At 73.0% G+C, this 11,840-nt stretch carries 10 protein-coding genes; 2 read left to right on the forward strand and 8 right to left on the reverse strand.

All coding sequences use genetic code 11. The features are described from left to right. Together L7D48_RS18660 and L7D48_RS18665 are read left to right on the forward strand one after the other, a co-directional pair. A partial coding sequence (locus L7D48_RS18660; RefSeq protein ID WP_237880603.1) for a sorbosone dehydrogenase family protein occupies positions 1–1,040 on the forward strand: 1,040 nt, incomplete at its 5' end. Beyond that, positions 1,040–1,219: a DUF6191 domain-containing protein gene (locus tag L7D48_RS18665; protein ID WP_093847474.1), complete on the forward strand. Its 180-nt coding sequence runs from the start codon at positions 1,040–1,042 to the stop codon at positions 1,217–1,219. The genes L7D48_RS18660 and L7D48_RS18665, both read left to right, overlap by 1 nt. Before the next feature lie 119 nt (positions 1,220–1,338). Here the strand turns inward: L7D48_RS18665 and gatB are convergent, their stop codons facing one another. The 8 genes from gatB to L7D48_RS18705 form a co-directional block, all read right to left on the reverse strand. Next, positions 1,339–2,847, reverse strand: coding sequence for an Asp-tRNA(Asn)/Glu-tRNA(Gln) amidotransferase subunit GatB (gene gatB / locus L7D48_RS18670; protein ID WP_237880604.1), 1,509 nt, complete (start codon positions 2,845–2,847; stop codon positions 1,339–1,341). 27 nt (positions 2,848–2,874) lie between these two features. Further along, positions 2,875–3,117 (reverse strand): hypothetical protein, encoded by a 243-nt coding sequence (locus L7D48_RS18675; protein ID WP_206351791.1) that lies wholly within the window; start codon positions 3,115–3,117, stop codon positions 2,875–2,877. Between the two features lie 180 nt (positions 3,118–3,297). After that, positions 3,298–4,800, reverse strand: a complete 1,503-nt coding sequence (gene gatA, locus L7D48_RS18680; RefSeq protein WP_237880605.1) for an Asp-tRNA(Asn)/Glu-tRNA(Gln) amidotransferase subunit GatA — start codon at positions 4,798–4,800, stop codon at positions 3,298–3,300. 5 nt (positions 4,801–4,805) lie between these two features. Next, on the reverse strand, positions 4,806–5,102 hold the full coding sequence (gene gatC, locus L7D48_RS18685; RefSeq protein ID WP_031505700.1) for an Asp-tRNA(Asn)/Glu-tRNA(Gln) amidotransferase subunit GatC: 297 nt from the start codon (positions 5,100–5,102) through the stop codon (positions 4,806–4,808). A gap of 275 nt (positions 5,103–5,377) precedes the next feature. Further along, the gene (locus L7D48_RS18690) at positions 5,378–7,567 is read right to left on the reverse strand and encodes a bifunctional diguanylate cyclase/phosphodiesterase (protein ID WP_237880606.1); all 2,190 of its coding nucleotides are present in this window, start codon (positions 7,565–7,567) and stop codon (positions 5,378–5,380) included. 226 nt (positions 7,568–7,793) lie between these two features. Beyond that, positions 7,794–9,986 (reverse strand): NAD-dependent DNA ligase LigA, encoded by a 2,193-nt coding sequence (gene ligA, locus L7D48_RS18695; protein ID WP_237880607.1) that lies wholly within the window; start codon positions 9,984–9,986, stop codon positions 7,794–7,796. 16 nt (positions 9,987–10,002) lie between these two features. Next, positions 10,003–11,028 (reverse strand): methionine synthase, encoded by a 1,026-nt coding sequence (locus L7D48_RS18700; protein WP_308312317.1) that lies wholly within the window; start codon positions 11,026–11,028, stop codon positions 10,003–10,005. Then, complete coding sequence (locus tag L7D48_RS18705) at positions 11,025–11,714, reverse strand: SDR family oxidoreductase (protein WP_237880609.1); 690 nt, start codon at positions 11,712–11,714, stop codon at positions 11,025–11,027. Before L7D48_RS18705 ends, L7D48_RS18700 begins: the two co-directional genes overlap by 4 nt. Positions 11,715–11,840: the final 126 nt, after the last annotated feature.

The following is an 11,840-nucleotide window of genomic DNA, read 5'->3' on the forward strand; positions in this document are numbered from 1 at the left end:
CCCCCGGCGAGTCCCGCTCCCCCGGCTCCTCGGCCGCGCCCGCCGAGGGCTCGGCGGAGGTCACCGGCACCGTGGCGGAGAACCTGGACTCCCCCTGGGGGCTGGCTCCGCTGCCCGACGGCGGTCTGCTGGTCTCCTCCCGGGACGAGGGCACGATCTCGCTGGTCGACCCGGAGAGCGGGAAGGCCACCGAACTGGGTTCGGTACCCGGAGTGGAGCCGGGCGGCGAGGGCGGCCTGCTGGGCATCGCGGTGTCGCCCGACTTCGCCGAGGACCGCTACATCTACGCCTACTTCACCAGCGCCTCCGACAACCGGGTCGTGCGCATGCTCTACGACGCCGGCAAGGAGGAGGGCAACCGGCTCGGCGCGCCCAGCACGGTTCTGCGCGGCATCCCCAAGGGAATGATCCACAACGGCGGCCGGATCGCCTTCGGTCCGGACCGGATGCTCTACGTGGGTACCGGCGACTCCGGTGACCAGAGCCTCGCCCAGGACCGGGAGTCGCTCGGCGGCAAGATCCTGCGCATGACGCCGGAGGGCGAACCTCCCGGCCACGGCAACCCCGAGGCGGACTCGGTCGTCTACTCCTGGGGCCACCGCAACGTCCAGGGACTGGCCTGGGACGCGGAAAAGCGCCTGTGGGCTTCGGAGTTCGGCCAGAACACCTGGGACGAGCTCAACCTGATCCGGCCCGGCGGGAACTACGGCTGGCCCGAGGTCGAGGGCGAGGCCGGCGAGGAGGGCTTCATCGACCCCGTGGCGCAGTGGAAGCCCTCCGAGGCCTCCCCCAGCGGCATCGCCGTCGCGAAGGGTTCGGTGTGGATGGCGTCACTGCGGGGGGAGCGGCTGTGGCGCGTTCCCTTGGATGGCGCGAAAAAGGTGGCACAGCCGCAGGCGTTCCTGGAAGGTGAGTACGGGCGGTTGCGGACGGTCGTCTCCGACGGCGGCGACGGGCTGTGGCTGGTGACCAGTGAGACCGACTCGCGCGGTACGCCCGCCGAGGAGGACGACCGCATCCTGAGGCTGGAGGTCAGCTGATGTTCAACCTGATCGAGGAGCTGTTCAACCCCGGGCGCCGCCACGCCGACGACGAGCGCAGGCGGCTGGAGAACACCCGGGTGGAGGAGGGCAGCCACGATCCGGGGCGCGGCCCGATCGACCTCTCCTCCGGACACGTTCTGATCAGGACCCGCGGCTCCGCCCCGAAGTCGGCCTGACCTCGCACAACTGCTGCCACGCACCGATCCCGTACACAGGTCCCGCACACGGCGAACGGCCCGGCCCCCGCGCTCCGAACGGGGAGCGCGGGGGCCGGGCCGTGGCAGCCGGAGGGGCGTCAGCCCTGCACGCCCAGCTTCTCCAGGATGAGCTCGCGCACCCGGGCGGCGTCCGCCTGGCCCCGGGTGGCCTTCATGACGGCGCCGACGAGCGCACCCGCCGCCGCCACCTTGCCGCCGCGGATCTTCTCGGCGATCGCCTCGTTGGCGGCGATCGCCTCGTCCACGGCCGCGCTCAGCGCGCCGGTGTCCGAGACGACCTTCAGGCCGCGCTTCTCCACGACCTCGTCCGGCTCGCCCTCGCCGGCGAGGACGCCCTCGATGACCTGGCGGGCCAGCTTGTCGTTGAGGGAGCCGTCGGCGACCAGCTCGCACACCCGGGCGACCTGGGCCGGGGTGATCGGCAGGGCGGACAGCTCGGTGCCCTGCTCGTTCGCCCGGCGGGCCAACTCGCCCATCCACCACTTGCGGGCCTGGTCGGCCGGAGCACCGGCGTCGATGGTGGCGGTGATCAGGTCGATGGCGCCGGCGTTGAGAACGGACTGCATCTCGTGCTCGGAGATGCCCCACTCCTCGCGCAGCCGGTTGCGGCGCAGACGCGGCAGCTCGGGCAGACCGGCCCGCAGCTCCTCCACCCACTCGCGCGCGGGCGCGACGGGCACCAGGTCAGGCTCGGGGAAGTAGCGGTAGTCCTCCGCCTCCTCCTTGACCCGGCCGGAGGTGGTGGAGCCGTCGTCCTCGTGGAAGTGGCGGGTCTCCTGGACGATCGTCCCGCCCGAGCCCAGCACCGCGGCGTGGCGCTGGATCTCGAAGCGGGTGGCCCGCTCCACGCTGCGCAGCGAGTTGACGTTCTTGGTCTCCGAGCGGGTGCCGAACGTCTCGGTGCCGTGCGGCCGCAGCGACAGGTTGACGTCGCAGCGCATCTGGCCCATCTCCATCCGGGCCTCGGACACCCCGAGGGCCCGGATGAGCTCGCGCAGCTCGGCGACGTACGCCTTGGCCACCTCGGGCGCGCGCTCCCCGGCGCCGGTGATCGGCTTGGTGACGATCTCGATCAGGGGGATGCCGGCGCGGTTGTAGTCCAGCAGCGAGTGCACGGCGCCGTGGATACGGCCGGTGGCACCGCCGATGTGGGTGGACTTGCCGGTGTCCTCCTCCATGTGGGCGCGCTCGATGCCGACGCGGAAGACCTCTCCGTCCTCCAGCTGGACGTCCAGGTAACCGTCGAAGGCGATCGGTTCGTCGTACTGGGAGATCTGGAAGTTCTTCGGCATGTCCGGATAGAAGTAGTTCTTCCGGGCGAAGCGGCACCACTGGGCGATCTCACAGTTCAGCGCGAGGCCGATGCGCACGGCGGACTCCACCGCGGTGGCGTTGACCACCGGCAGCGAGCCGGGCAGTCCCAGGCAGACGGGGCAGGTCTGCGTGTTGGGCTCGGCGCCCAGCGCGGTGGAGCAGCCGCAGAACATCTTGGTCCTGGTGCCCAGTTCGACATGGACCTCAAGGCCCATGACGGGATCGTAGGAGGCCAGCGCGTCCTCGTACGACACCAGTTCGGTGACAGTCACGAAAGTCAAACCTTTCAGGCGCTGCGGTCAGTCGTCGGCGAGGACGTCGTCGATGTCCAGGCGCCGCACCTCGCGGACGAGGATGGCGACGCTGGTCAGGATCGCGGCGCCGGAGACGATGGCGTCCAGGAGCTGGAGCCTGTCGTCCTCCCGCCGGGCGAGCTGCATCTGCTTGACGACGCCGACGGCGCCGAAGAGCGAGGTGCCGATGGACAGGTACAGGCCGGGCCTGGACTTCTTGAAGCCCTTGGCCTTCTTCAGTGCGCTCACAGCCTGCCTCCGTTCGCTTCTCCGCCCGCGCGGCGGGAAGGTGCGGCCTTCGTGGTCGTCTGCGGCCCGTCGGCCGCGCGTGCGACGCTCACAGCCTGCCTCCGTTCGCTTCTCCGCCCGCGCGGCGCAGAAGTGCGGCTCCGTATGTCGTCTGCGGCCCGTCGGCCGCGCGTGCGACGCTCACAGCGAGGGCGCCTCCTCCAGCAGCGGGTGCCCCCAGCGTGCGTGGTAGGCGGCCTCGACCGCCGCTCCGACACGGTAGAGGCGGTCGTCGGCCATGGCGGGGGCGATGATCTGCAGACCCACCGGAAGCCCGTCCTCGGGCGCCAGGCCGCACGGCAGCGACATGGCCGCGTTGCCCGCCAGGTTGGACGGGATGGTGCACAGGTCCGCCAGGTACATGGCCATCGGGTCGTCCGCCCGCTCCCCGATGGGGAACGCGGTGGTCGGCGTGGTCGGCGAGACCAGCACGTCCACCCGCTCGAAGGCGGCGTCGAAGTCGCGCTTGATCAGGGTGCGCACCTTCTGGGCGGAGCCGTAGTAGGCGTCGTAGTAGCCGGAGGACAGCGCGTAGGTGCCCAGCATGATGCGGCGCTTGACCTCGGGGCCGAAGCCCGCCTCGCGGGTGAGGGAGGTGACCTCCTCCGCCGAGCGGGTGCCGTCGTCGCCGGCGCGCAGGCCGTAGCGCATGGCGTCGAAGCGGGCCAGGTTGGAGGAGCACTCCGACGGCGCGATCAGGTAGTAGGCAGCCAGCGCCTTGTCGAAGGACGGGCAGGAGATCTCGACGACCTCGGCGCCCAGCTCGCGCAGCAGCTCCACCGACTCGTTGAATCGCTGCATGACCCCGGCCTGGTAGCCCTCGCCCGCGAACTCCCTGACCACGCCGACGCGCAGGCCCTTGACGTCGCCGTTGCGGGCGGCCTCGACCACCGGCGGGACGGGTGCGTCGATGGAGGTGGAGTCCAGCGGGTCGTGCCCGGCGATCGCCTCGTGGAGCAGGGCCGCGTCCAGGACTGTGCGGGCGCAGGGCCCGCCCTGGTCGAGGGAGGAGGAGAAGGCGACCATGCCGTAGCGGGAGACGGCGCCGTAGGTGGGCTTCACGCCGACGGTGCCGGTGACGGCGGCCGGCTGGCGGATGGAGCCGCCGGTGTCGGTGCCGATGGCCAGCGGGGCCTGGTAGGAGGCGAGCGCCGCGGAGGAGCCGCCGCCGGAGCCGCCCGGGATGCGGGTGAGGTCCCACGGGTTGCCGGTCGGGCCGTAGGCGCTGTTCTCCGTGGAGGAGCCCATGGCGAACTCGTCCATGTTGGTCTTGCCCAGGATCACCACGTCGGCGTCCTTGAGCCGCCTGGTGAGCGTGGCGTCGTACGGCGGGATCCAGCCCTCGAGGATCTTGGAGCCGACCGTGGTGGGCACGCCCTCGGTGGTGAAGATGTCCTTGAGCGCGAGCGGGACGCCGGCCAGCGGGCCGAGCCTCTCGCCCCGGGAGCGCTTGGCGTCCACGGTGCGGGCACGGGCCAGCGCGCCCTCGCGGTCCACGTGGAGGAAGGCGTGCACCTTCTCGTCCACGGCCTCGATGCGGGCGAGGTGGGCCTCGGTCACCTCGACGGCGCTCGCCTGGCCGGAGGCGATGCGCGCGGCGGTCTCGGCCGCGGTGAGCCTGGTCAGATCGCTCGAATGCGTCATGGCGTTCACTCCTCCCCCAGGATCTGCGGCACCTTGAAACGCTGCTGCTCCTGGGCCGGGGCGCCGGAGAGCGCCTGCTCGGGGGTCAGCGACGGACGGACCTCGTCCGGGCGCATGACGTTGGTCAGCGGCAGCGGGTGGGAGGTCGGCGGTACGTCCTCGTCGGCGACGTCGGAGACGCGGGCGACCGCGCCGATGATGTCGTCGAGCTGTCCGGCGAAGTGGTCGAGCTCTTCGTCCTTCAGCTCCAGACGTGCCAGCCGGGCGAGGTGGGCGACCTCCTCGCGCGTGATGCCAGGCATGCAGCGATTCCTCGGGGTGAGTGGTGGATCCTTCGGGGCTTGACGGGCTCTTCCCGCCGTCCGCCCCGATCCTGTGACTCCTCCGTCTCCTGAGCGGGACGGCTTTCCCCCCGGCCTTCCGGCCGGGGCGCGGCCAAGTCCTGACCGCTGCCCGGAGGGCAGAACAGCATGCTAACAGTTTGGCCGCGGCGCACGGCGGTGCCGGGACGGGGGCGGAGGTGGCCCGCGCCCCCGCCCGCGCCCCCGTCCGGGCGCCCCGACGGAGTGCCTCGCGCCTACCGCGCGGGCTGCCCGCGGCGCCCCGGGGCGGTCTTCCCGGCCGGTCCCGGCAGCGCGGGGTGCGCCGCCTCGACCGCGGGCGGCGCCCCGTCGCGTGCCCGCAGCCAGGCGGTGGCCTCGGCCGGGGGCATCGCGGCCGACACCAGCCAGCCCTGCACGGCGTCGCAGCCCAGGTCTCGCAGGCGCTCCCAGGTCTCGTCGTCCTCCACGCCCTCGGCGACGACGAGCAGGCCGAGGGAGTGCGCGAGGTCCACCGTGCAGCGCACGATCTCGGCGTCCTCGGCGTCCACCGCCAGGCGTGCCACGAAGGAGCGGTCGATCTTCAGCTCGCTCACCGGCAGTCTGCGCAGGTGCACCAGTGAGGAGTAGCCGGTGCCGAAGTCGTCCAGTGACATCCGCACCCCGTGGCCGGTGAGCGCGGCGAGGGTGTCGGCGGCCCGCTGCGGGTCCTCCAGCAGGACGTGCTCGGTGATCTCCAGCTGGAGCGCCCCGGCCGGGACGCCGTGCCTGGCCAGCCGGGCGGCCACCGATCCGGCGAAGCCGGGGCTGTGGACGTCGCGGGGCGAGACGTTGACGGCGACCGGCACGATCAGGCCCCGGGAGCGCCAGCGGGCGACCTGGGCGAGGGCGGTCTCCAGCACGTAGTCGGTCAGGCGCGGCATCAGGCCGGAGGTCTCGGCGATGGCGATGAACTCGTCCGGGGGGACCCTGCCCCGCTCGGGGTGCACCCAGCGCACCAGTGCCTCCAGGCCGCAGACGGAGCCGTCGAAGGCGACCTTGGGCTGGTAGTGCAGTTCGATCTCGCCCGCGTCCAGGGCGCGGCGCAGGTCGCCCAGCAGGCCCAGCCGGTCGGGTGTGTTGCCGTCGCGGGTGGCCTCGTAGACCTCCACGCCGCTGCGGTCGCGCTTGGCCTGGTACATCGCGACGTCGGCGCGGCGCAGCAGGCCCTCCGCCTCGCCGGCGTGGTCGGGGAAGACCGCGACCCCGGCGCTGGCCTCCAGCTCGAGGGTCAGTCCGTCCAGGTCCAGCGGCGAGCCGAGGACGCCGACGAGCGCGCGGGCGACGCGCTGGGCGCTGGTGGGCGAGTCGGCGAACGGGAGCAGTACGGCGAACTCGTCGCCGCCCAGCCGGGCCACCTCGGCGCCGCGGGGCAGCGCCGTACGCAGCCGGTCGGCGATCTGCAGCAGCAGCCGGTCGCCCGCCAGGTGGCCGAGGGTGTCGTTGACCGACCGGAAGCGGTCGAGGTCGATGAGGACGAGGGCGGAGCGGGCGCCCAGCCGGTCGGCCTCGTCCAGGGCGGACCAGGTGCGCTCCAGCAGCCACTGGCGGTTGGCGAGCCCGGTGAGGGGGTCGCGCAGCTGCTCCTCGGCGCGGGCGCGGGCGATCCACAGGGCGGAGTCCAGCGCGATCAGCGGCACGGAGAACAGCGGCAGCAGCAGCGGCATGTGGACGGCGACCACGACGATCAGCGGGGAGATGGCCAGCAGCGCGAGGGCGACCAGTCCCTGCCGCGCCAGGGCGGTGCGGGCGACGGTGGGCAGCCCTCCCTGGCGCGGGGCCAGGATGTACCACAGCAGCGTCCGGGTGACGAGCAGGTAGGCGGCGGCGGCCAGGAGGACCTCGGGGAGCGCGTACAGGCTCCAGGCGGCCGGGCGCCAGGGCTGCTCCACCGAGGGGTGCACGCCGAAGCCCGCCAGGCACAGCGCCGCGGCGCCGATGCCGAGGATGTCGACCGCGCCGTGCCGCAGCGCCTGGCGCCAGCGGTGCCGCCGGGCCGCGCCGACCAGGACCACCACCGCGAGGCTGACCAGGGTGGCCGGGATCCAGCCGTACAGCAGCAGGATGGCCAGGGTGAGGGCGGCGCCGGAGCCGGTGCCGCCCCACCAGCGGTCGCGGCCGAGGGCGACCAGGTGGCCGACGATGAGGCCGGTGAGGACGGCGAAGGACCAGCCCGCCGTGCCGCTGGGGAAGAGGGCGTGGCCTTCGGAGACCACCCGGTGGATCCCGGCGGCCAGCGCGACGGCGGCGACCGCGACGACCGCGCGGGAGAGCCCGGGCACCTCCGGTGGGGCGACGCGCTGCGGCTTCGGCGCGCCGCCGGGGCCGTCGCACGGCGGGGCGGTGGTCGGTCGGGGCCGCCCGTGGCGTAGCCACCGCTGTCCCCGGTCCCGGGGTTTGTGCTGCATGCGCGTCCCTCTCACAGCCGTCGGTGCCCACGCCACGGCAGGCGCACCCCGTCAACAGTAGGGCGCGGGCGGCCGGCTGGGCAGTGATCGATCGGGGTTGCCCGAGTGCCGACCGGTCGATCGCGTCCGTCTGATAAGCGCCGTGCAGCCTCTCCTCATCACTCGGTCAACGACATTGGCCGAAAACGGATTTGGCGGCGGCGCCACCACCGCCGCCAACGTTCCGTCACCCGGCGGGCTGCTCCGCGGCGGGTTCGACGGGGACGACGGCGGCCTCCCGCGCGGCGTCGGGCCCCTGCTCCAGCAGGACGGCGAAACCGTCGTCGTCCAGGATCGGGACCTTCAACTGCACGGCCTTGTCATATTTCGATCCCGGACTGTCGCCCGCCACAACAAAACCGGTCTTCTTTGAAACAGAACCGGTCACTTTCGCTCCCAGGCTCTGCAGGGCCTCTTTTGCGCCATCCCGCGTGTAAGACCGCAGGGTTCCGGTGACCACCACGGTGACCCCCTCCAGCGGACGCGGCCCCTCCTCGGCACCGCCCTCCTCCTCCATCCGGACGCCGGCCGCCCGCCACTTCTCGACGATCTCGCGGTGCCACTCCTCGGCGAACCAGGCCTTGAGCGAGGCCGCGATCGTCGGGCCGACCCCCTCGGTGGCCGCCAGCTCCTCCTCGGACGCCTCGGCGATCCTGTCCAGCGAACGGAACTCCCTGGCCAGCGCCTCGGCCGCCACCGGGCCGACGTGGCGGATCGACAGCCCCGTGATGATCCTGGCCAGCGGGCGCTCCTTGGCCGCCCGGATGTTCTCCAGCATCGCCAGTGTGTTCTTCTTCGGCTCGCCCTCGCGGTTGGCGAAGAAGGTGACGACCTTCTCCTCCCCCGTCTTCGGATCCCGCTTGGGCAGGCCGCTGTCCTGGTCCAGCACCAGGGACTTGATGGGCAGCAGCTGCTCGACGGTGAGGTCGAACAGGTCCCCTTCGTCCCGCAGCGGCGGTGTGGCCGGCTCCAGCGGCTGCGTCAGCGCGGTGGCGGCCACGTACCCGAAGTGCTCGATGTCCAGGCACTTGCGCCCCGCCAGGTAGTAGAGACGCTCGCGCAACTGGCCCGGGCAGGAGCGGGCGTTGGGGCAGCGCAGATCGACGTCCCCCTCCTTGGCCGGTTTCAGCCCGGTGCCGCACTCGGGGCACTCGGCGGGCATCACGAACTCCCGCTCGCTGCCGTCCCGCAGATCGGCGACGGGGCCCAGGATCTCGGGGATGACGTCACCCGCCTTGCGCAGCGCCACGGTGTCCCCGATCAGCACGCCCTTGGCCCTGACCACGTCCTGGTTGTGCAGGGTGGCGAACTCCACCTCCGAGCCGGCCACCGTCACCGGCTCCACCACGGCGAACGGCGTGGCCCGCCCGGTGCGGCCGATGCTCACCTTGATGTCCAGCAGCCTGGTGTTGACCTCCTCCGGCGGGTACTTCCAGGCGATCGCCCAGCGCGGCGCCCGCGAGGTGGAGCCCAGCCGCCCCTGGAGGGGGATCTCGTCCAGCTTGACGACGACCCCGTCGATCTCGTGCTCCACCGAGTGGCGGTTGGCGCCGTAGTGGGCGATGTACTCCCTTACCTCCCCGACGGAGCCGACCACCCTGGCGTGCGCGGCGGTCGGCAGACCCCACTCGTGCAGCAGCTCGTAGGCGTGCGACAACCGGTCGATGTCGAAGCCCTCGCGGGCGCCGATGCCGTGCACCACCATGTGCAGCGGGCGCTCCGCGGTGACCTTGGGGTCCTTCTGCCGCAGCGAGCCGGCCGCCGCGTTGCGGGGGTTGGCGAACGCCGGCTTGCCCGCCTCGACCAGCCGCGCGTTCAGCTCCTCGAAGCGCTCCATGGGGATGAACACCTCGCCGCGGATCTCCACCAGCTCCGGGATGCGGTCCCCCCTCAGCCGCTCGGGGATCTGCGCGATGGTGCGGACGTTGGGCGTGATGTCCTCCCCGGTGCGCCCGTCGCCGCGGGTCGCGGCGCGCGTCAGCCTGCCGTGCTCGTACGTCAGGTTGACCGCGAGCCCGTCCACCTTCAGCTCGCACAGGAAGTGGTAGGGAACGCCGCCCAGTTCACGCGCGATCCGGTCGGCCCAGGACGCCAGCTCCTCGTCGTCGAAGGCGTTGTCCAGCGACAGCATCCGCTCGCGGTGCTGCACGGCGGTGAACTCCGTCTCGTAGGAGCCGGCCACCTTCTGCGTCGGCGAGTCCGGCGTGGCCAGCTCCGGGTACCTCGCCTCCAGCTCCTGGAGCTCGCGCATCAGGGCGTCGAACTCGGCGTCGCTGATGACCGGCGTCGTCACGTAGTACCGGAAGCGGTGCTCGTCGACCTCCTGGGCCAGCCGCGCGTGCCTCTCGCGCGCCTCGCTGTCCGGGCTCACCGTCTCCATGTATCCAAGCCTCCCGTTACTCTGGGTCGTTTACGAGCGAGCGTGCGGCCCGGACACAGTGCGCGAGCGCGGCCCGCGCGTAGGCCGGCGAGGCGCCGGCCAGACCGCAGGCGGGCGTGACGACCACCGATCGCGCCAGCAGCTTCGGAGACAGCCCGAGCCTGCGCCACAGCGTCCTGACACCCATGACGCTACCGGCAGGGTCTGACAGTGTGCTCGAGTCCGGCTCCACCGCCGGGACGGCCCCGGCGAACAGCGCGGTGCCCGCCTCGACCGCCTCCCCGACCGCCTCGTCGTCACGCTCGGTGAGCAGCGAGAGGTCGAAGGAGATCCCGTCCGCGCCCGCCCGGCGCAGCAGCCCGAAGGGCACCCCGGGAGCGCAGGAGTGCACCACCACGGAAGTCCCCTCCGCCGCCTCCCGGGCCGCCCCGACCACCTGCCGCAGCGCGCCCTCGGCCACGCCGCGGTCCACGGCCGGATGGGTGCGGTAGCCGCTGGCGGTGGGCACCCTGCCCAGCAGCACGGCCGTCAGCGACGGCTCGTCGAGCTGGAGGACGACCCGGGCCCCCGGCACCCTGCGCCGCACCTCGGCCAGATGGGCGCGCAGCCCTTCGGCCAGGGACTCGGCCAGATAGCGGCAGGCGCCCGCGTCGCCGAGCATCGCCTCGCCGCCGCGGCGCTCCAGCGACGCCGCCAGCGTCCACGGCCCGACGGCCGAGACCTTCAGCGCCCCGGTCCAGCCCTGGGTGAACTCCTCCAGCGCGTCCAGGTCCTCCCCCAGCCAGGACCGGGCCCGCCGGGTGTCGCGCCCGGGCGCGTCGCCGACCCGCCAGCCGCTGGGCTCCAGGCGGGCGTACAGCTCCACCAGCATCCCGGCCGTCCGCCCGATCATGTCCGCGCCGGGCCCGCGCGCGGGCAGCTCCGGCAGGTACGGGAAGTGCTCCAGGCTGCCGGTGACGGTCCTGGCCGCCTCCCGGGCGTCGGTGCCGGGCATCGACCCGACGCCGGTCGCGGCCCCCTCGCCCCACACGTGCTCCCTCACGCCGACGGCCTCACCCTCAGGTCGGTGATCTCCGAGCCCGCGGGCAGGTCGAGGGCGGTCAGGACGGCGGTCGCCACCGCGGACGGGGGGATCCAGCGCGCCGGGTCGTACTCCCTGCCCTCCTGCCGGTGCACCTTGGCCTGCATGGGGGTGGCGGTGCGGCCCGGGTAGACGGAGGTCACCCGCACCCCGGCGGCGCCCTCCTCCGCGCGCAGCGAGTCGGCGAGCGCCTTCAGCCCGTGCTTGCTGGCCGCGTACGCGCCCCAGTCGGCGTTGGCGTTCAGGCCCGCGCCGGAGTTGACGAAGACCACGTGGCCGTGCGCCAGGCGGAGCTGGGGCAGCAGCAGCCGGGTCAGCTCGGCCGGGCCGACGAGGTTGACCGCCAAGGTCGCGTTCCAGACCTTCGGCGTCAGCTCCCCGACCTTCCCCAGGTCCACCACCCCGGCGACGTGCTGCAGCGAGTCCACCCGCTCCGGCAGTTCCTGGTGGGACAGCGCCCACGACAGCCTCTCGGGCTCGGCCAGGTCGCCGACGAGGGTGCGGGCGCCGGGGAAGCGCTCGGTCAGTTCCCTGGCGCGGCCCGCGTTCCGCGCCAGCAGCCACAGCTCCTCGCCCCGCTCCCGCAGGCGCTCGGCGATCTCGGCTCCGATGCCGGAGCCCGCCCCGGTGATCACATGCGTTCCCATGCGCACATCGTCCCATCCGCCGTCCCCGGTGGCGGGAATGGTGCCGTCCACCGCTGCGGGCGTGATCGAATGAGGCCTCATGGCCGCTCCCGTACCGCAGCCCCCTCGGCCGGAGCCCTCCGCGCC

This window comes from Streptomyces sp. ICN903, from assembly GCF_022015835.1.
In the GTDB taxonomy this organism is placed as follows: Bacteria; Actinomycetota; Actinomycetes; order Streptomycetales; family Streptomycetaceae; genus Streptomyces; species Streptomyces fenghuangensis.